We start from the raw sequence: 19,272 nt of genomic DNA, 5'->3' as shown, positions 1-19,272 counted from the left end.
GCCAATGGAAGGTATTCCTCTATGTCTAATGTGAACGTTACATACCAGGACATGCGTGACGCGGCCAGCAAGCTCAAGACGGGCCAGGCCGAGATCACCGAGAAGCTGAACACGCTGCACAAGTTTGTTCAGGGCCTGGTGAACGGCGGCTATGTGACCGACCGTTCCTCGAAGCAGTTCGACCAGTCGTACACCGAGTTCAACACCGGTGCGACCAAGACCATCGAGGGCCTTGAGGGCATGGGCAAGTTCCTCGAGAGCGCCGCGCACGCGTTCCAGTCCGCGGACGAGGAGCTCGCCAAGGGCCTCGGCCACTGATCGAGCGGCAACGGATGCGCCGCAGCGGATCACCGCTGCGGCGCATCGTGCGTCACGGGCGCCGCCCGGGGGCACACTCCGCTCAGAGGAGGCTCTGATGCAGCCGTTGGCTACGACAGATCCGTCGTCGATCGGCCCGTACCGTCTGCTCGGACGGCTCGGAGCGGGTGGGATGGGCCGGGTCTATCTCGGCCGCAGCCCCGGCGGGCGCACGGTCGCGGTGAAGGTGGTCCGTTCCGAGCTCGCCGAGGACACCGAGTTCCGCACCCGCTTCCGCCGTGAGGTGGACGCCGCCCGGCTGGTGGGCGCGGCCTGGAGCGCTCCGGTGCTCGACGCGGACACCGAGTCGCCGGTGCCGTGGATCGCCACCGGCTACATCGCGGGACCCACCCTCGCCGACGCCGTCACCGAGTTCGGGCCGCTGCCGCCGAGCGGGGTGCGGACGCTGGGTGCCGGGCTCGCCGAGGCGCTCGACGCGGTGCACCGGCTCGGCCTGCTGCACCGGGACATCAAACCGTCCAACGTGATGCTCTCGCTGGACGGCCCTGTGCTCATCGACTTCGGTGTCGCGCGCGCCATGGACGCCTCCGGCGCGTCCGTCACCGGCAGCGGAGTGGTCGTCGGCTCACCGGGCTACATGTCGCCCGAGCAGGTGCTCGCCCGGCCGCTCGGCGCGGCCTCCGACGTCTTCGCGCTCGGCGCCGTGCTCGCCTTCGCGGCGACCGGACACGGCCCGTTCAGCGGCGACAGCGCCGCCTCGCTGCTCTACAAGGTCGCCCACGAGGAACCGGAACTCGACGGTGTGCCACCCGAGTTGCGCGACGTGGTGGAGTCCTGCCTCGCCAAGGCCCCGGCCGTCCGTCCCACTCCCGCGCAGCTCGCGGCCCGGCTGTCGCCCGATGGGGCCGCCGCGCTGGTGCGCCAGGGCTGGCTCTCCCGGCCGCTGATGGCGCAGCTCGGCCGTCATATGGTCGAACTGCTGGACTTGGAGGCGGCTCCGCTGTCGACGCGCTCCGAGGTGACGCCCGCGGGGGCGCACCTCGGGTCGGCCTACGGCTCGTTCGGGCCGCCGCCCGCGACCTCGCACTCCTTCGGCATGGAGACGCCGGGGCCGCGCGACGCGGTACCGGGCGCCCCGAACCCGGGTGCGCGCTCCGCGCCGGAGCAGCCTCCCGTCCGCCGCGGGCGCCGCCGGCTGCTGGCCGCGGTGGCCGTGCTGCTGGTCGCCGCCGTCGCCGCGACCGTGGTGGTCCTGCTGCGGCCGGAGGACCAGCCGGGCGGCACCGCCGGCGGCGGGCCGGGCAGCGGCACCCCGTCCACCGGCACCCCGGCCACGGACACCGGCGCGGCCACCGGGTCCGTGCCCGCCGTGTTCATCGGCACGTGGCAGGGCGGCACCGTGTCCACCAACGGCGTTCCCAACGGGGTCCTGACGGTCACCGTCAAGGCGGGACGGGTCGGCGAGATCGTCGCCGAGAGCACCGTGGACCTGCTGGGAGTCCTGCACTGCGGAGGCACGTGGAAGCTGGTGTCCGCGACCACCAGGGTGCTGGTCTTCGACTCGACGGCCGGTGATCCGGGCGCGACGAGCGGCTGTTCGCCGGGCGCCACGGCGGAACGGCTGACCCTCAAGGACGCCCTGACGTTGACCTACACCACCAACGACGCGGCGGCCGGCCACCCCAGCGGCGACCTGAAGAAGATCAAGTAGAAGATCAAGTGGTCGCAGGTCGCCGCAGGCCGAACGGTACTCAGCCGGCCGTCTTGCACAGCTCCTTGGACGGCGCGAACTGGAACTTCCCGTCCACCGAGATCACCGCATTGACGGTGTAGCACGTATCGGCCGTGACCGACCCGGCCGTGAACACCACCGCGGGCTCATTGCCGTTCGGCGTCTTCTGCAGCGGCTCGCCGCCACCCGGCACCACGGCCCGCACGACATAGCCGGCGACCTGCGCGGCCTGCGTCGGAGGCTTCCACGTGATCTGCACATTTCCGTTGGCCTTCACGGCCTGCACGTTCTGCGGCATCAGACCCGGCAGCTTGTCCGCAGGCACCTGCACCGGGGCGGCGCTCGACGTCGGGCCGGGAGCCGTGGAAGCGCTGGAGGAAGCTTTCGGCTGGGGCTTCGAGCTGCGGTCGCGCAGCACCAGGGTGGCCGTGGTCGCCGCCGCGGCGAACACCACCAGCGCCGTGGTCGCCGCGATCAGCCGCTTGCGCGACTGCCGCTTGGCCTCGTCCTGCGCCCGCGCGCCCGCCTGTTCGACGGCCGCCTGCTCCTCCGGCGTCAGATCGTCCGCCGGGTCCCAGCCCGGCAGCGGCGACTCCATCGCCGGTTCCGGCTCCAGCGCGGGCACCTTCGTCGCGGCCGACGGCGACAGCAGCGACCGCAGGGAGCGGTGCACCTCCGTCAGCGGCGGGCGCCCTTCCGGGTTCGCCGACATCATCCTGCGGACCAGGATCAGCAGCGGGTCCGGTATGTCGTGGCGGTGGGCGGGGTACGGCAGTTCGCCGCGCAGCACCTCCGCGTAGAGCGCGGACCACGAGGTGCGGCCCGCGTCCGCGTACGCCGGTTCGCCGTTGAGCAGCGCGTACAGCGTCGCGCCGAGGGAGTACACATCGGCCGCCGGGCCCGGCTTCTCCCAGCCGAACAGCTCGCGCGGCACGAACATCGGGTCGAAGACCGCGCCCAGTTGCGGCGCGGAGCGCTGCAGGACGCGCGCGAGACCGTGGTCCGCGAGCAGCGCGTCACCGTTCTCGTCGAAGAGGATGTTCGCCGGGCGGACGTCCAGGTGCAGCACCCCGCGGCGGTGCGCGGAGTGCAGCGCCAGCGCCAGCCGGGTGCCGATGACGATCGTCTCGTCGACGGGGAACGGCCCGGAGTTGGCGAGCTTCGCCTGCGCGTTCCCGCCACGGCAGAACTGCTCCACCAGGTACGGGCGGTGGTCGGCGGTGAAGCCGGCGTCCTCGACGGTCACCGAGCAGGGGTGCCGGGCGGCGGCGCCCGCCGACAGGAGTTCGGAGTGCGCGGCGAGCCGGGTGCTCTCGTCGTCGACCGTGACGGCGAGCAGTTTGACGGCCACCTCGGCGCCGGTCGCCTCCTCGGCGCACAGCAGAACGGAACTGTGGCGGCCGGTGCCGGCCTGCCGGAGCAGCTTGTAGCCCGGCGGGAGGCGGTATCCCTCCGCCGACGTCTGCTGGGGTACGGCGACGGAACCCTTGTCACCCTCCGGGTTCTCCGTCGCGCCCTGCCCGCGCCTTCCCGGCGTCCGGTCCACCGTTGTCCTCCCGTGCCTCACGCGTCTCACGACAACCTACCGCCTCCCGCAGCCCGCCGGGTCGGCGCATGCGCCCTCCGCGGCCCGCTGGCCGGAGGCGGTCAACCCCTCCGGAGCCGCAGCGCGCGGCCGATCCGGTCGCGTCTGGGGATGGTGCGGAGCACGACGCGTTCGATGGCGTCGCAGTGGGCCCAGGCGGCGTCGGCCGACGCCGGGTCGGGGGTGCGGCCGGCGTAGCCGACCTCGTTCACCAGGCGGGCGAGATCGGGGAGATGCTCGCCGGCGGCGCCGCCCACCCGGGTCGCCCCGAACGCGGCGACCTCCTCCGCGGTGTGCGCCCCGGTGGCGGGCAGCCCGATCTCGGTGAGCCGGTCGACGATCTGCTGCCAGGCGCCGAGCACCCGCTGCCGTACATCGGCCGCGCCGCGCCGCCTGGCCCGCCGCCGCCAGGGCAGCCAGGCCGCGTAGAGCAGATAGCCGAGGACGAGCAGCAGGACGCCTGCCGGAGCGTAGATCCACCAGGGGGTGCCGGCGGCCGGTGCGGCCGCCGGCCGCGGGGTGCCGGCGGCCTTGGGCGGTGCGGACGGCCGCGGCTGGTCGGTGATCTGCTGGTCGACCGTCTTGCGGTCCTTGGTCTGGCCGGCCGGGGCGACCGAACTGCCGTCCTTCGACGTGGTGCCCGGGGTCGGGTAGAAGGGGACCCAGCCGATGCCCTTGAACTCCACCTCGGGCCAGGCCAGTACGTCCTTGCCCGTCACCTGCCAGGTGTCGGCGCCGGTCTTCGTGCCGGGCCGGAAGCCGACCACCACCCGGGAGGGCAGCCCCAGGGTGCGGGCGAGCACCGCGAACGAGGCGGCGAACTGCTCGGAGGTGCCGCGCTTGCCGTCGGTGAGGAAGAACTCCAGACCGCGGTAGGTGTGACCGGGGATGGCCCGCGGGTCGAACTGGTAGGACGCGCGCAGCCAGTCGGCGAGCTTCACGGCCTGCTCGTACGGGAACGAGCTGCCTTCGGTGGCCTTCGCGGCGATCTTCGTGAAGGACGCGACGGACGGGATCGGCTGGTCGGCCGCGTCCGTGCGCGGGAGTTCGACGAGCGCCGGGTCGTCGGCGGCCGGCGCGTACTGCAGCCGCTGGACGTCGTAGACCGGCAGTTGGGACACGGCCGTGTAGCTGAAGCCGCTGGGCGCCGTCCGGTCGGTGGCCAGCACACCGGCGGCCGGGTCCACCGACAGTTCCGTGTGGTCCGGCAGCGTCACGGCCGAGGGCCGGTCGGCGGCCGGCAGCCAGATGCCGGGCAGCGACTGGACGGTGAAGCGCTGGGTGACTTCCTGCCGCTTGCCCGGATCGACGCCGTGTTCCGCGGGGACCCGGCCGCCGGTGCGCGCCAGCTCGGCGGTGCTGGACCAGGTGGTGCCGTTGTACGCGTCCAGCACCGCCAGCCGGTAGTTGGTCTCGGCGGCGGTGCGGACGGTGAAGACCTTGGCGTCGCCGCTGCGCATCAGCGCCGCGACCTGGTCCAGCGGGCTGATGGACTCCGGACGGACGGTGGGCGGGGTGATCGCGTCCCGCGGGTCGTACGCGGCGCCCATCCCCGGCAGGCCGGTCCCGGCCTGTGATGCGATGAGGGTGAGGCCGACAACCACCGGCAGCCCGAGCGCCAGCCCGCGGACGGACGGGCTCACCCGCGACCGGATCAGTGCCAGCAGCGCGGTGAGTGCGGCCAGCGCGGCGACCACCGGGTAGTTGGACCCCGGGCCGTCCACGCCGAGCACCAGCGGGAAGCCGAAGGCGAGCACCGCGGGCAGTGCCGGGAGCAGCGGGGTGCGGGTGCGCAGTGCCAGTTCGGCGGAGGCGAACGCGGCGAGCCACAGCACCGCGTGCGGCAGGACCAGCAGCCGCGCTTCGCCGGGGACGGGAAGGATGGTGGTCAGGACGGCGTGCGGGGCGTCGAGCAGCGCGGGCCAGATGGCGCGCGGTCCGCCGTCCCGGAACATCGTCAGCCAGACCGTGCCGGTCCAGGCGGCGACCGTCAGCACGACGGACGGCCAGAGCGGACCGGTGCGGCCCTTGCGGGACAGGGCGCCCGACAGCAGCGCGGACAGGGCGATCGGTGCGAGGACGGACACCGCGAGCACCGGCAGCAGGTCGCGGGTGCTGAACACCCGGTGCCAGCCGAGGCCGGAGGCGGCGAGCAGCGCGGCGACCGGCAGCAGCGACCACAGGCGGCGGGCGCGCCCGAGGCCGTCGCCGCGGGTCGTGACCGGGGTCTTCGGACGTTCGGCGCTCGGCCCGGTGGGCGCGGGCGCGGCCCAGTCCCAGTTCGGGCCGCCGCCCTGCGGCGGCAGCGGCGCGGTGCGTGCGGGACGCGTGGTGGCGCTCAACGCACGGCCTCCCAGCGCCAGCCGGCCAGCAGGGCGTCCAGGGACGCGATGTGCAGTTGCGGTACGTCGACGGTGGCGCTGGACACGCCCTGCGCGTCGGGCGCGGCCCTGTCCTGGCCGGTGCGCAGCATCGTCACCCGGTCGAAGCGCCGTCTGACCCGGCCGAGCGCCGTCAGTCCGTCGGTGTCGCCGGTGCCGGTGACGACGACCAGCGAACCGCCGCCCCGGTGGTGCTCCAGCCCGTCGAAGGCCGACGCGGCCGACGTCCGGTCGGAGCGGCCGATGAGCGCGAGCCGGTCGAGGAGCGCGTCGGCGTCGTTGCCGGAACCGTCGGTGTGCAGGATCGGGCCCGCCTCGCTGAGCACGTGCACCGGGAAGTTGGAGCGGGCGGCGGCGTACGCGATGGACGCGGCCGCGTCGACGGCCAGCTCGAAGTCGTCGTCCGAGACGTACGCGCCGGGCCGGGTGTCCAGCACCAGCGTGGTGTGCGGCAGCGACACGTCGACCATCTGCCGCACCATGAGCGTGCCGGTGCGGGCGGTGGACCGCCAGTGCACCCGGCGCAGATCGTCGCCGAGCACGTACTCGCGCAGCGCGTGGAAGGTCAGCGACCCGACGTCGGCGGTGTCCGAGGTCGGGCCCTCGACATGGTGCGCCTTGCCGGACGGCAGCACCGGCAGCAGACAGATGCGCGGCCGGACGACGAGGGTGTCGGCCGAGCCGTAGGAACGGATCCGGCGGGCGAGACCGAGCGGGTCGGTGCGCTCCAGCCGCAGCGGGCCGACGGTGATCCTGCCCCGCCGCGCGGTCGGCAGCGCGTAGTGCAGCTCCTGCGAGCCGCCCGCGCGCAGCACCGGCACGTCCATGGTGAGCTGCTGGTCGCCGCACATGTCGGTGGCGCGCAGCCCGCGCCGGGTGCGGGTGCCGGTGTTGGTGAGCGTGACGATGCCGTCCGCCCGGTCGCCCCGGCCGACCTTGCGCGGCGCGATCCGGCGTTCCGCGGCCAGTTGCGGCTTCGGCACCGTCCAGACCACGGCCGTGACGACCGCGGCCAGGCAGGTCAGCCCGAGCGCCGCGGCCTCTCCGTACCCGTACCCGTAACCGGCGCCCAGCAGGGCGGCACCGGCCAGCAGCGTGCCCCAGCCGGTGGCGGACAGCGGGCCGGCGCCCGAACGGCGGGTGGCGGTCGCCTCGGGCATCAGATCCGTGCCCCGCCGGCCGCCTGTGGCACCGGCACCGTCGCCAGGACCTCGGCGATGACGTCCGCGCCGGTACGGCCGCTCAACTCGGCCTCCGGGGTCAGGATCAGCCGGTGCGCGAGGACGTGCACGGCGAGCGCCTTGACGTCCTCGGGCAGCGCGTAGCCGCGCGACTGGGAGGCGGCCCGCACCCGGATGGCGCGCAGCAGCGCGACGGATCCGCGCGGGGACGCGCCCAGCCGGACGTCGGGCAGGGTGCGGGTCGCCGCGACGACCCGCACGATGTAGTCGTAGAGCTGCTCGGCGACCTGCACCTGCGTCGCGACCTGGATGAACTCCGCGATGTGGTGCGAGGTGGCGATCGTCGAGAGGGAGTCGGGCGAGGTGTTGGCGGCGGAGCCGGTGAGCACCGCGACCTCCGAGGCGTGGTCCGGGTAGCCGACCGTGACGCGCATCAGGAAGCGGTCGAGCTGCGCCTCGGGCAGCGCGTAGGTGCCGCCCATGTCCACGGAGTTCTGGGTGGCGAGCACCATGAAGGGGCGCGGCACCGGGTGGGTCTTGCCGTCGGCGGTGACCCGGCGCTCCTCCATGACCTCCAGCATCGCCGACTGCGTCTTGGGCGAGGCGCGGTTGATCTCGTCACCGAGCACGATGTTCGCGAAGACCGGGCCGGGCAGGAAGTCGAACGTCCCGGTGTTCTGCCGGTAGATCGTCACGCCGGTGATGTCGGACGGCAGCAGGTCCGGGGTGAACTGCACCCGGGCGAAGTTCGCCTCGATCGACGCGGCGAGGCAGCGCGCCAGCGTCGTCTTGCCCGTCCCCGGCACGTCCTCGATGAGCAGGTGCCCCTCCGCGAACAGGCAGGTCAGCGCCAGCTCGACGGTGTCGCGCTTGCCCTTGACGACCCGCTCGATGTTGTCCCCGAGCGCGTGGAAGCACTGGGCGAAGAGCGCGACGGCGTCGTTCTGCTGGTACTGCGGGGGAACGCTCATGACGTGCTCGCACTTCGGTTGTCGGAGGGGGGAGGGGTCACTGGCATTCCCAGACGGCGGAGTTGAAGCGTGAGTCCAGGTAGATGTCGGCGACGTAGCCGCTCTTGCTGCCGTAGGTGATCTTGCCCCAGACATCGCTGGTGACGTGGTCGTACGGTTGGGTCTCCGAGCTGCCGGTCGTCCGGCAGTGGACGGTGACGGCGCCCGTGTAGTTCGGCGGGAACTGCGTCACCCGGGTGCCTGACTTGGTACTCGCCTCGGAGCGGATCGCCAGCGGGTCCGGGTCGTTGCTGTTGTGCGTGATGTTCATCGTCACGTCCGGCGGCGTCAGGTCGATCGTGCCGCTCGTGGACGCGCCCGAGCCCGCCGCGTTGCTGGTGCTCACCGAGACGTCGTACTGCTTGCTGTTCTCCAGGCCGGTGACGGACCGGCTGGTGCTCTGCGTCGACTCGCTGCCGCCCGGCCAGGTCACCTTGTACGTGACACCGGACCCGCCCGAGGGCGCCTTCCAGCTGACCTTCGCGCCGTGCCCGCCGCCGTTGTTGCTGATCTTGAGGCTCTGCGGGGCGCCGGGGGCGACACAGGGGCGGACCGGGGCCGAGGACTTCGACTCCTTGCTCGCCGCGCCGCCCGCGTACTCCGCGACGACCGTGTAGCTGAACTCCGTACCGCAGGCGCCGCCGTCGACCTGGAACGTGAAGGGCCCGTTCGGGCCGACCTCGGACGGCGTCGCCGTCTGGCCGCTGCCCACCCCCTTGAGCAGATAGCGCTTGGGGGTGAGTCCGGAGGCCGGCTGGAACGTCAGGGTGATGGAACCGTCGCCTGACTGGGCCTGCGGGGTGCCGGGGGTCTGCGGTTCCGGGCAGCCCGCCTCCCAGTTGATGGCGCAGTTCTTCGTCGGGGTGGCCGGCGGCGCCTGGGTCGGCGGCGGCGTGGTGGCCGGCGCGTGCGTGGGCGGCCGGGTGTCGCCGCCCTGGCCCTTGCCCGGGCGGGTCGGCTGCTGCGCCTGATGGGTCGGCCGGGAGGACGGCACGTTGTCCTCGACGGGCTTGTCGTTCTTCTTCCGGGCCGTCGGCACCTTGTCCGTGTACTTGCCGATGGTGTGGACGTCGCCGCCCGCGTTGATGACGGCGGCGGAGCTGTTGTTCTGGTCGTTGACCCACAGCAGGCCGTTGCGGACGAAGAGTTCCAGGTTGCCCGGCTTCCTCGTCACGTTCACCGAGTCCTGGAACGCCGAGGTCGCGGTGTCGTAGACGAGCAGGCTGCCGGTGGTCCCGTCCGGGATGTACACCTTCTTGCCCAGCACCTGCGGCGCGCCCAGCGCGTGCCCCTGGATCGGGACCTTCGCGTTGATGGACTGGCCGCTGGTGACGTCGACGAGCGCCAGCGCGCCGCTGTCGGAGGCGAGGATCGGCACCATCGGGCTGTCGGTCGTGGCGGGCACCAGGATCTTCACCGGGGCGGAGTCGTTGATCCCGCCCTGCAGGTTGAAGGTCTGCTGGGTACCGGCGACGGTCAGTACCTTGGTGACGGCGTCCGTCCGGTCGGTCACCACCGGCCGGCCCTGCGCCAGGGTCAGGACCAGGTCGTGGTCCGGGGCGGCGACCTTGACCTCGGCGCTCTTCGCCCCGTTCACGAACGGGACGACGGTGCCCTTGGCGGGCTGCGGAACCCAGAGCGTGCCCTGCGAGTCGACGGCCGCGGTGCCGAGCCCAGGGCCCAGCTGGACCTTGTCCCCGGTCGGGGTGGTCAGCGCCGGGTCGATCCGCTGGACCGTGCCCTTCGCGGCGTCCACCACATACGCGTACGTGCCGCCGGAGACGAGCTGCAGTCCGCTGGTGCCGTAGTTCGTCGACTGCTCGGCGGTGAGCTGCGAGGGGTCGATCCGGACGACCTTGCCGGTCTTCCGGTCCAGCACCAGGACGGTCCTGCCGTCCTGCGCGATCGTCACGGAGTGGCCGTTCATGCCCGGCAGCTTGACCTTGCCGTCCACGTCACCCGTCAGACCGTTGGCGTGCGCGGCCTCGCCGGAGCCGCTGCTGCCCAGCCAGGCGCCGATGTCCGCGAGCTGCGGGATCGAGCCCGCGGCGCCGACGCCGACCGCGACGGAGGTGGCGATGAGGGCGCCGACCGCGCCGATCGCGAGATAGCCGGTGCTGCGGTTGCGGGTGGGGCGCATCGTCGCCCAGAGGGTGGTGGCGGCGGAGCCCGCGCGCTGTCTCAGGACCGTCCCGCGGCCCGGTGCCGGCGCCGCGGCGAGTGTCTCTTCGCTGAGCCTGCGCGGACGCAGTCCCCTCGTCGATCCGGCCCCCGCCATATCCAACCCCGTCCCGCACCACAAGCCGTCGTCACCGAGCATTTGTCTTGAGACTGCAGATTATCCGGCCCGTGAGGGCGATGTCAGGGGCGCAGGGCACCCCGTGACAAGCATGTGACGCTCCGGACACCCGGCGGCCCGGCCAGGGGCCTGTCCGGGGTCTGGCGTACGCTGAGCTGGTCCGTCTTGTACCCCTTCGGAAGGGACAGCACCGGTGAGCGATTACGCAGCCGTCCTCGATCGCGCCGCCGCCGGCGGCCGCATCACCCCGGAGGAGGCGCTGGACCTGTATCGCTCCGCCCCGCTGCACGCCCTCGGGTCGGCCGCCGACGCCGCGCGCCGCCTCCGGTACGCGGGTACCGAGCACATCGCGACGTACATCATCGAGCGGAACATCAACTACACGAACTCGTGCGTCACCGCGTGCAAGTTCTGCGCGTTCTACGCCGCGCCGCAGAGCGACAAGGTCTGGACGCGCGACATCGCGGACATCCTGCGCCGCTGCGCGGAGACCGTCGAGCTGGGCGGCACCCAGATCATGTTCCAGGGCGGCCACCACCCGGACTACGGCGTCGAGTACTACGAGGAGCACTTCGCCGCGATCAAGAAGGCGTACCCGCAGCTGGTCATCCACTCGCTGGGCGCGTCCGAGATCGAGCACATGTCCCGCATCTCCGGGGTGACGGCCGAGGAAGCGATCCGGCGGATCCACGCCGCGGGTCTCGACTCCTTCGCGGGCGCGGGCGCCGAGCTGCTGCCGGCCCGGCCGCGTACCGCCATCGCGCCGCTCAAGGAGTCGGGCGAGCGCTGGCTGGAGATCATGGAGATCGCGCACAACCTGGGCGTCGAGTCGACGTCCACCATGCTGATGGGCACCGGCGAGACCAACGCCGAGCGCATCGAGCACCTGCGCATGATCCGTGACGTACAGGACCGTACGGGCGGCTTCCGCGCCTTCATCCCGTACACCTACCAGCCGGAGAACAACAAGCTGAAGGGACAGACGCAGGCCACGATCTTCGAGTACCTGCGGCTGATCGCGGTCGCCCGGCTCTTCCTCGACAACGTCGCCCACATCCAGGGCTCCTGGCTCACCGTGGGCAAGGAGGTCGGCCAGCTCTCACTGCACTACGGGGCGGACGACCTCGGCTCGATCATGCTGGAGGAGAACGTGGTCTCCTCGGCCGGCGCCAAGCACCGCTCGAACCGGATGGAGATCATCCAGCTGATCCGCTCGGCCGGCCGGGTGCCCGCCCAGCGCGCGACCACCTACGAGCACCTCGTCGTGCACGACGACCCGGCGAACGACCCGGTCAACGACCACGCCGTCTCCCACCTGTCGTCGACGGCGATCGAGGGCGGCACGGCGCACCCCGAGCTGAAGCTGCTCGCCGCCAACTGAATGCTCACGATCCACAGCGGAGACAGTGGCACCGGACGGGCGGTCGCGGTCTCCGGCGACCGGATCACGGCGGTCGGCACGGCCGATGAGCTGCGTGCGCGGTTCCCGCAGGCGAGGGTGCGGGAATGGCACGGGGCCCTGGGCCCCGCGCTGGTGCACGCGGCACCGGTACCGGACGCGCCGAGTCCGCGGGAGCGGATTCACGCCCTCTTGCGGCTCGGGGCGACGGCGGTCGTGGACGGGTATCTGACGGATCCCGCCCTGCGGGCCGCCGCCGCCCGCGGCGGTCTGACGCGGGTGCCCGCCGGATCCGTGCCGCCCGCGCTCGTTCCCGGCGGCCGGGCGGACCTGGCGGTGTTCGACGCCGGCGGCGCCTGTGTGGCCACCGTGGTCGGCGGACGGCTCGTGCACCGGCGGGCATGACCGCCGCGGGCGTGGTGCACCAGCGCGATCAGGCTGAGTTGCAGCCGTGAGACGCCGCCGAGCTTGAAGCGCAGGCTCGCGACGTGCAGTTTCACCGTACGTTCTGTGATGCCGAGTTCCTCGGCGAGCTCCCGGTTCGAGGCGCCGTCCCGCAGGCTCATCAGCACCTCGTGCTCACGGCCCGTCAGATCGGGGATCAGCCGCAGCCCCGCCAGGACCGCGCTGCCGTGGGGGTGGGGATCGTCGCGTAGTCCGGTTCCGCAGACCTCGCACACCGGGCAGAGCAGATGCACGGATTCCCCCCGGAAGCCTGGACTTGAGCAACGGAAGGCTATATCAGCCCGACTCAACCGGACAGCGAATCGGCCAGGCGCATCCTCGCCTGCTGCTGATCCTTGAAGTTCTTGAGGACTTCCGCGTTCTTCTCGATCAGCGCCTTCTGGTAGGCGGACTCGACGGCGTACCAGACGCCCACCAGGTTCACCTGCTGCTTGCACGCGACGTCGGCGGTGGCGGTGGTGACCGCCCGCGCACCCGACAGATCGGTCAGACCCAGCGCCGCCGGCACCCCCAGCGGCGACGGGACGCGGTAGCCGTGCCCGGCCATGCACGCCGCCCAGTCCCGGATCACCCGCACCACCCGGGAGTCCTGCCGGGAGCGCTCGTTGGCCTCGGCGTTGAGGTTCTGCGGGAAGGTGATGTCGACGGCGGCGGCGTCGGGCGCGTAGAGCCTGAGCCCCGATTCGCCCGTGCAGCCCGCGACGGGGATCTTGACGCCGTTGACGACCCCGGTGTTCTTGTCGGAGGTCCTGGCCTTCTCCGCCTCCTCCAGATTCGCGGGGAGGGACTTGGGGTCCAGATCCGGCGGGCCGTCCAGGACGAGGGACTCATTGGTCCCCCTGGCCGGGCGCGGGGCGCGGACCGGCGCCTGCTGCGGCGGGTCGCCGTAGCCGTACCTGGCGGCCAGGGACGGGCTGGACACGCCGTAGCGGCGGCCGTTCTCGCCGTAGACGTCCGTGCCGACGGCCGGCTCCGGTGCGGTGTAGCGGAAGCCGTAGCGCCGCATGCACTGGTCGATGAGGACGTCCTGGGCCTTCTGCAACTCCTGCCGCTGCTCCGCCGGGACGAGGTAGTCGTCCATCGGGAACGTCAGCCCGTTGCTGTCGAGGAGCGCGGGCGTCGCGCCGACCGCCGGCTCCGCCCGGTCCCCCGGCGCACCGGACTTCGCCTCCGCGGAACCCGCGCCGGAGGCGGATCCGCAGCCCGTGAGGCCCGTCAGGAGAAGGGCGAGCAGGGCGAGGCAGGCAGCGGGGGCGGCGGCACGGCGGCAGGGCATCGGCGGACTCCGGGGGACGCGGGGGAGCGGGCGGCGCGGATCGGCGCGGGTCGGCGCACGGGCTCCGCCGCCCCCTCCCGTGGTGCGGACGGAGCGGCGGGGCCGCGGATCAGCCGGGGTTGGCGGACGAGATCTTGTTCTTGAAGTTGGTGCTGGCGTTGCTCCACGTGTACGCCGGGATCCACCCGTGCACCCCGGCGCGGTACGCGTCCGTCCAGACGCTCCACGTCTGCGCGTCGCGGTTCCAGTACGACTCGGTGTTGTCGTTGGGCGAGATGCTGAAGTTGGCGGCGTACCGGTCACCGGCGAAGTTGTTACCCGCGTAGAACAGGTCGAACAGCAGGTTGGTGCGGTTCTGGGCGTAGTACAGGCCCAGTTCGCCCGGCTCCAGGTTGCCGTCCTTGCCCAGCGCGTCGGCCGGTCCCGCGCAGACGAGCGAGGCGGTGCCGAGCGCGGCCAGGGCCAGGGTCGTGGCGAGAGTGCGGCGGAGAGTGGTGCGGTCGACGTGCGTCATGCGGCGTTCCTCCCTGATGCGTGGTGCGTGAAGCCGCGACGGCGGCGCACTATGCGACCAGAGGGAATGTCGTTGTATCTACTGTCCTTTGGGACAGTAGAGCGGCTGTTCGACCGCGGCTACGCTGATCGATCGTGCACAGCGCAGACCGGACCCCGTCCCGTACCCCGTTCCGAACCCCTTGCACCCGCCGCCACCCGATCCCGCTGCTGCTGCCCGCGCTGCTGGCCGCGGCGCTGGGCGCCGGTGGCTGTTCGGTGGACTCCGGGCCCGGGACACCCGGGAACTCCGGCGGGAGCGAGCAGGTCAAGAACAACACCACGACGGTCGACCCGGTCCCCGCGGCGTTCCTGGAAGCGATGCGGCAGGAGACGAAGTGCATGCGTGAGCACGGGATCACGGACTATCCCGACCCCAGCCCGGCGACCGGTGAGTTCCAGTACCCGGCCGAGCTGGGGAAGCGCCTGAAGCAGGATCCGTCCACCGCCGCCATCTGGCAGACCTGCCAGGCGAAGTCCGGCGGCGACGGGATCCAGGGTGGCTGACGCACCGGTCCTCGCACGGCGCCGGATCTGGGTGATCGCCGTCGCGGTGGGCGCGCTGGCGCTGTCGGGCTCGGCCGCCGGGGCGTCGCTGGTCATCAAGTCGCCCGCCCAGGCCGCCGCGGAGCGTGCGGCGCCCGCTCCCGACCTGCTGACCGCGCCGGTGGAGCGCCGGGTCCTCAAGGACTCGGTGATCCTGCGCGGCACGGTGCGGGCCGGCCAGTCGGTGGACGTCTCGCCCTCCGTCACAGCGGGGGAGGGCGCCGCCACCCCGGTCGTGACGAAGCTGCTGGTGGCCCCCCGCGCGACGGTGACCGACGGCAAGGTGCTGCTGGAGGTGTCCGGGCGGCCGGTGTTCGCGCTGCGCGGCGCGCTGCCGGTGTACCGGGACCTGAAGCCGGGTGCGACCGGTGACGACGTCGCCCAACTGCAGCGCTCGCTCGGCGAACTGGGCCACCGGGCGGGCGACGACCCGCCCGGGACCTTCGGGCCCGGGACGAAGGCGGCGCTGACGGGGTTCTACGCCTCGATCGGCTACGACCCGCTGCCGGCCCACGCGGACGGCGGCGAGGCGCTGAAGGCGGCCCGGGACGCGATGACCGCGGCCGAACGCGCCCTCCAGGACGCGCAGGACGCACAGGACGAGATGGACGCGGCGAACGAGCCGTTCCTGTCCCCGACCGGAAAGCCCGGCACCGGCGGCCCCGCGACCGGAAACCCGTCGACCGGCAATCCGTCGGCTGGGAAGCCCGCCACCAGCAAGGCCGCGAAACGCGCCGTGCAGCGGGCCCGGGAGGATCTCGGCAGCGCGCGGACGGACCTCGCCGCGGTCCTCGCCACCGACGGGCCGATGCTGCCGGCCGCCGAAGTGGTCTACCTGGACGGCTTTCCGGCCCGGGTCGACTCCATACCCGCGCACGTGGGCTCGAAGGTGTCGGGAGCCGCGGTCATGACCGTCTCGGCCGGCGCGCTGGTGGTGCGGGGCACGCTGCAGGAGTACCAGAAGGGCCTGGTACGGCCGGGGCAGCGGGTTCAGATCCTGTCGGAGGTCAGCGGGGTGACCGCGGCGGCGACGGTGGCCTCGGTCGCCACGTCCGTCGACGGCGGGCAGGCGCAGGGGCAGCCGTCGGAGGAGCAGCAGGACCAGGACCAGGGACAGGATCAGGGGCAGAGCCAGGACCGGGACGGGGCCTCCGGGCCGCGCGGATATCCGATGGTGGTCCGCCCCGACCTGCCGCTGGATCCACAACTCGCGGGTCAGGACGTCCGCTTGACCGTGGAGGCGGCCTCCACCGACGGGGTCGCGCTCGTCGTCCCCGTCACCGCGATCTCGGCGGGCGCGGACGGCCGCACGGTCGTCACGGTCGTCGCGAAGGGAGGCGCGCAGCGCCGGGTGGAGGTCAGGCCGGGCACCACCGGGGACGGTTTCGTGGAGGTCGTCCCGCTGGGGAACGGCGTGCTCGCGGAAGGCGACCGGGTCGTCACCGGGGTCAGGGACACCTCCCCCGGAAGCCCGTCCAAGGACGCGTCCGGCTCCAAGGACGCCTCCGGCTCCAAGGACGCGTCCGGCTCCAAGGACGCGTCCAGTGGTCGCTGACGTCCCCGCGGTCGAGGCCCCCGCGGTCATCGAACTGCGGCAGGCGGCGCTCACCTATCCCGGCCCGCCGCCGGTCGCCGCGCTCACCGCCTGCGATCTGACGGTGGGAGCGGGCGAGTTCGTGACCGTCGTCGGCCCCTCCGGCTCCGGCAAGTCCACCTTCCTGAACATCGTGGGCCTGCTGGACGTGCCCACCTCCGGCAGCTACCTGCTCGACGGCATCGACACCGGCGCGCTCAAGGACGCCGACCGCACCGCGCTGCGCGGCCGGCGCATCGGCTTCGTCTTCCAGTCCTTCCACCTCCTGCCGTACCGCAGCGCCGTGGAGAACGTCCGGCTCGCCCTGCTGTACGGCGCCGTGCCGCGCGCCGCGTCCCACGAGCGGGCCCGCGAGGCGCTGGCCAGGGTGGGTCTCGGCCACCGGCTGGACGCCGCGCCCACCCGGCTGTCCGGCGGCGAGCAGCAGCGGGTGGCCATCGCGCGCGCCCTGGTCTCCCGGCCGTCGCTGCTGCTCTGCGACGAGCCGACCGGCAACCTCGACACCGCCACCGCGGGCGCGATCCTGGGCCTGCTCGACGAGTTGCACGCCGACGGCATGACGATCGTCGTCATCACCCACGACCCGCTGGTCGCGGCCCGCGGCGCGCGCACCGTCTCGATCCGCGACGGCGTGCTGACCGAACGGGCCACGGTGTGAGGTTCCGCTCCGGCATGGGGTTCCGGTGGCGCGGGGCCGGCGGGAAGGGCACGCGGCGTCCCGTCGAGCCGTCCGTCCTCCCGCTGCGCGAGCTGTTCTCCGAGTCGCTCGCCGGGATGCTGCAGCGCCCCGGCCGCTCCGCGCTCACCGCGCTCGGCACCGTCCTCGGCGTCGGCACGTTCGTGGCGATCCTCGGGCTGACGGCCACCACGTCCTCGCAGATCGACTCCCGCTTCGACCTGCTCACCGCGACCGAGGTGACGGTCGAGGACACCAGCGTCCAGCAGAACGCGTTCGCCGGGCCCGCCTTCCCGGCCGACGCCGACGAACGCGTCGGCCGGCTCGGCGGCGTGGAGCACGCCGGCGTGTACTGGACGGTGCACCCGGCCGGCAGCTCCACCGTCCGCTCCTCGCCGGTGGGCGCCGACTCCGGCGGCGAGGAGATCGGCATCGTCGCCGCGTCACCCGGCGCCCTCCTCGCGGCGGACCCGCATCTCGCGCAGGGCCGGCTCTACGACGGCTACCTGTCGCGGAGCGCGCAGCCGGTCGCCGTGATCGGCGCGGGCATCGCCGCCCGCCTCGGCATCACCACCCTGGAGACGTATCCGGCGGTCTTCATCGGCGACCAGCCGTTCACCGTGGTCGGGATCATCGACGACACCCGCCGCAAGGCGGACTTCCTGCTGTCGGTGATCGTGCCGCGCACCACCGCCGAGCGGGTCTGGGGGCCGCCGAAGGGCGGCGACGCCAGGATGCTGATCGCCACCAGGGTCGGCGCCGCCGGACAGATCGCCCATGAGGCCCCCACCGCGCTCCGCCCCGACCACCCCGAATACCTGAAGGCCGTCCCGCCGCCCGACCCCCGTACGCTGCGCGGCACCGTCACCGGCGACCTCAACCAGCTGTTCCTCCTCCTCGCGGCGATCTGCCTGGTCATCGGCGCCGTCGGCATCGCCAACACCACCCTGGTCGCCGTCCTGGAACGCACCGCCGAGATCGGGCTGCGCCGCGCCCTGGGCGCGCGGGGCCGGCACATCACCGCCCAGTTCCTGGCCGAGTCCGGCGCCCTGGGGGCGCTGGGCGGGCTGGTGGGCACCAGCCTCGGCGGCCTCACGGTCGTGATCGTCGCCCTCGTACGGGACTGGACGCCGGTCGTCCATCCGGCGACGATCGCCGCCGCCCCGGTGATCGGGCTGCTCACGGGGCTGCTCGCCGGCCTCTACCCGGCCCTGCGGGCGTCGCGCATCCAGCCGGCGGAGGCGCTCCGCCGCTGATCGTCGGCCGGTCCGTCCCGGAAAAGGGAGATCCGCCGGCGACCCCGGGCCGGAGTGGCGGGCGCGGGGTGGAGAATGGGCCCGTGACCCGAGCCTCCCTGGAAAAGCAGCCGCACGAAGTCGCCGCGATGTTCGACGACGTAGCCGCCAAGTACGACCTGACGAACGACGTGCTGTCACTCGGCCAGGCCCGGCTGTGGCGCAAGGCCGTCGCGCAGGCCCTCGACGTCCGGCCCGGCGAGCGCGTCCTCGACCTCGGTGCCGGGACCGGCACCTCCTCGCTGCCCTTCGTCGCGGCGGGCGCCCAGGTCGTCCCGTGCGACTTCTCCGTCGGCATGCTGCGCGAGGGCAAGAAGCGCCACCCGACCCTGCCGCTCACGGCGGGCGACGCGACCAGGCTGCCGTTCGCCGACGGAGTCTTCGACGCGGTCACCATCTCCTTCGCGCTCCGCAACGTCCACGACACGGACGCCGGGCTGCGCGAGATGCTGCGCGTCACCAAGCCGGGCGGCCGCGTGGTGATCTGCGAATTCAGCAGTCCGACGTTCAAGCCGTTCCGCACCGTCTACACCGAGTACCTGATGCGGGCCCTGCCGCCGGTCGCGACCGCGGTGAGCAGCAACCCGGACGCGTACGTCTATCTCGCCGAGTCCATCCGCGCCTGGCCCGACCAGGCGGCGCTCGCCTCCCGGCTGCAGGAGGCCGGCTGGGCCAAGGTCGCCTGGCGCAACCTCACCGGCGGTGTCGTCGCGCTGCACCGGGCAGCGAAGATCGGTCAATAACCGGGCAGTTGTGAGGTCGGTGACAATAAACTCCGGGGTCTGAACGAGGACGGCCGTTCCCCGACGGCCGTTCCCCGACACACGATCCCGACACCCGGAGTGCCCCATGCCGTTCTGCCCCGCCTGCGGCAACGCGTCGTCGGACGATGCACGGTTCTGCATGAGATGCGGCCGTGAACTGGGGGCGCCCCCGATACCGGGGCGGCCGCCGGCCGAGGGG

At 72.9% G+C, this 19,272-nt stretch carries 16 protein-coding genes and 1 pseudogene; 9 read left to right on the top strand and 8 right to left on the bottom strand.

All coding sequences use genetic code 11. The annotated features are described in order from the left end of the window. Positions 1 to 21: 21 nt before the first annotated feature. Both LNW73_RS13470 and LNW73_RS13465 read left to right on the top strand, forming a co-directional pair. The gene (locus LNW73_RS13470) at positions 22 to 318 is read left to right on the top strand and encodes a WXG100 family type VII secretion target (protein WP_250977184.1); all 297 of its coding nucleotides are present in this window, start codon (positions 22 to 24) and stop codon (positions 316 to 318) included. 97 nt (positions 319 to 415) lie between these two features. Continuing rightward, positions 416 to 2,029 (top strand): serine/threonine-protein kinase, encoded by a 1,614-nt coding sequence (locus tag LNW73_RS13465; protein WP_250990061.1) that lies wholly within the window; start codon positions 416 to 418, stop codon positions 2,027 to 2,029. A 40-nt stretch (positions 2,030 to 2,069) separates the two neighbouring features. On the opposite strand, the gene LNW73_RS13460 is transcribed toward LNW73_RS13465, so the two are convergent. From LNW73_RS13460 to LNW73_RS13440, 5 genes are all read right to left on the bottom strand, one after another. Further along, positions 2,070 to 3,596, bottom strand: coding sequence for a serine/threonine-protein kinase (locus tag LNW73_RS13460; protein WP_250990060.1), 1,527 nt, complete (start codon positions 3,594 to 3,596; stop codon positions 2,070 to 2,072). Between the two features lie 101 nt (positions 3,597 to 3,697). Next, positions 3,698 to 5,977 carry a DUF3488 and transglutaminase-like domain-containing protein gene (locus LNW73_RS13455; protein ID WP_250990059.1) on the bottom strand — a complete coding sequence of 760 codons (2,280 nt, stop codon included), beginning with the start codon at positions 5,975 to 5,977 and terminating at the stop codon, positions 3,698 to 3,700. After that, positions 5,974 to 7,176 (bottom strand): DUF58 domain-containing protein, encoded by a 1,203-nt coding sequence (locus tag LNW73_RS13450; RefSeq protein ID WP_250990058.1) that lies wholly within the window; start codon positions 7,174 to 7,176, stop codon positions 5,974 to 5,976. The genes LNW73_RS13455 and LNW73_RS13450 overlap by 4 nt, the downstream gene beginning before the upstream one ends. Next, positions 7,176 to 8,168, bottom strand: a complete 993-nt coding sequence (locus tag LNW73_RS13445) for an AAA family ATPase (protein WP_250977189.1) — start codon at positions 8,166 to 8,168, stop codon at positions 7,176 to 7,178. The genes LNW73_RS13450 and LNW73_RS13445 overlap by 1 nt, the downstream gene beginning before the upstream one ends. A 37-nt stretch (positions 8,169 to 8,205) precedes the next feature. Then, positions 8,206 to 10,347 (bottom strand): fibronectin type III domain-containing protein, encoded by a 2,142-nt coding sequence (locus LNW73_RS13440; RefSeq protein ID WP_250990057.1) that lies wholly within the window; start codon positions 10,345 to 10,347, stop codon positions 8,206 to 8,208. 352 nt (positions 10,348 to 10,699) lie between these two features. Here LNW73_RS13440 and mqnC point away from each other — a divergent pair, with 352 nt between their 5' ends. Together mqnC and LNW73_RS36665 are read left to right on the top strand one after the other, a co-directional pair. After that, entirely contained in the window at positions 10,700 to 11,887 is a 1,188-nt protein-coding gene (gene mqnC, locus LNW73_RS13435) for a cyclic dehypoxanthinyl futalosine synthase (RefSeq protein WP_138355183.1), read from the top strand. Continuing rightward, positions 11,888 to 11,992, top strand: a pseudogene (locus LNW73_RS36665) (imidazolonepropionase-like domain-containing protein); the annotation flags it as partial. Between the two features lie 95 nt (positions 11,993 to 12,087). Here LNW73_RS36665 and LNW73_RS36345 read toward each other — a convergent pair. The 3 genes from LNW73_RS36345 to LNW73_RS13415 all read right to left on the bottom strand — a co-directional run bounded on the left by LNW73_RS36345 (position 12,088) and on the right by LNW73_RS13415 (position 14,160). Beyond that, positions 12,088 to 12,603, bottom strand: a complete 516-nt coding sequence (locus tag LNW73_RS36345) for a response regulator transcription factor (RefSeq protein WP_138355185.1) — start codon at positions 12,601 to 12,603, stop codon at positions 12,088 to 12,090. A gap of 53 nt (positions 12,604 to 12,656) precedes the next feature. After that, complete coding sequence (locus LNW73_RS13420; protein WP_250990055.1) at positions 12,657 to 13,646, bottom strand: hypothetical protein; 990 nt, start codon at positions 13,644 to 13,646, stop codon at positions 12,657 to 12,659. 109 nt (positions 13,647 to 13,755) lie between these two features. Further along, positions 13,756 to 14,160 carry a peptidase inhibitor family I36 protein gene (locus LNW73_RS13415; RefSeq protein WP_250977193.1) on the bottom strand — a complete coding sequence of 135 codons (405 nt, stop codon included), beginning with the start codon at positions 14,158 to 14,160 and terminating at the stop codon, positions 13,756 to 13,758. A gap of 134 nt (positions 14,161 to 14,294) precedes the next feature. Here LNW73_RS13415 and LNW73_RS13410 point away from each other — a divergent pair, with 134 nt between their 5' ends. The 5 genes from LNW73_RS13410 to LNW73_RS13390 all read left to right on the top strand — a co-directional run bounded on the left by LNW73_RS13410 (position 14,295) and on the right by LNW73_RS13390 (position 19,052). Next, positions 14,295 to 14,705 (top strand): hypothetical protein, encoded by a 411-nt coding sequence (locus LNW73_RS13410; RefSeq protein ID WP_250990054.1) that lies wholly within the window; start codon positions 14,295 to 14,297, stop codon positions 14,703 to 14,705. Continuing rightward, positions 14,698 to 16,299: a peptidoglycan-binding protein gene (locus LNW73_RS13405; protein WP_250990053.1), complete on the top strand. Its 1,602-nt coding sequence runs from the start codon at positions 14,698 to 14,700 to the stop codon at positions 16,297 to 16,299. Before LNW73_RS13410 ends, LNW73_RS13405 begins: the two co-directional genes overlap by 8 nt. Beyond that, positions 16,289 to 16,996 (top strand): ABC transporter ATP-binding protein, encoded by a 708-nt coding sequence (locus tag LNW73_RS13400; protein WP_308407667.1) that lies wholly within the window; start codon positions 16,289 to 16,291, stop codon positions 16,994 to 16,996. The genes LNW73_RS13405 and LNW73_RS13400 overlap by 11 nt, the downstream gene beginning before the upstream one ends. Before the next feature lie 14 nt (positions 16,997 to 17,010). Further along, positions 17,011 to 18,270: an ABC transporter permease gene (locus LNW73_RS13395; protein WP_250990052.1), complete on the top strand. Its 1,260-nt coding sequence runs from the start codon at positions 17,011 to 17,013 to the stop codon at positions 18,268 to 18,270. Positions 18,271 to 18,353: 83 nt separating this feature from the next. Next, entirely contained in the window at positions 18,354 to 19,052 is a 699-nt protein-coding gene (locus tag LNW73_RS13390; RefSeq protein ID WP_250977197.1) for a demethylmenaquinone methyltransferase, read from the top strand. Positions 19,053 to 19,272 lie beyond the last annotated feature (220 nt).

This window comes from Streptomyces sp. RKAG337, from assembly GCF_023701715.1.
Classification (GTDB): Bacteria; Actinomycetota; Actinomycetes; order Streptomycetales; family Streptomycetaceae; genus Actinacidiphila.
Note: the sequence above shows the minus strand (reverse complement) of the source record. Positions and strands in the feature narration are given on the sequence as shown.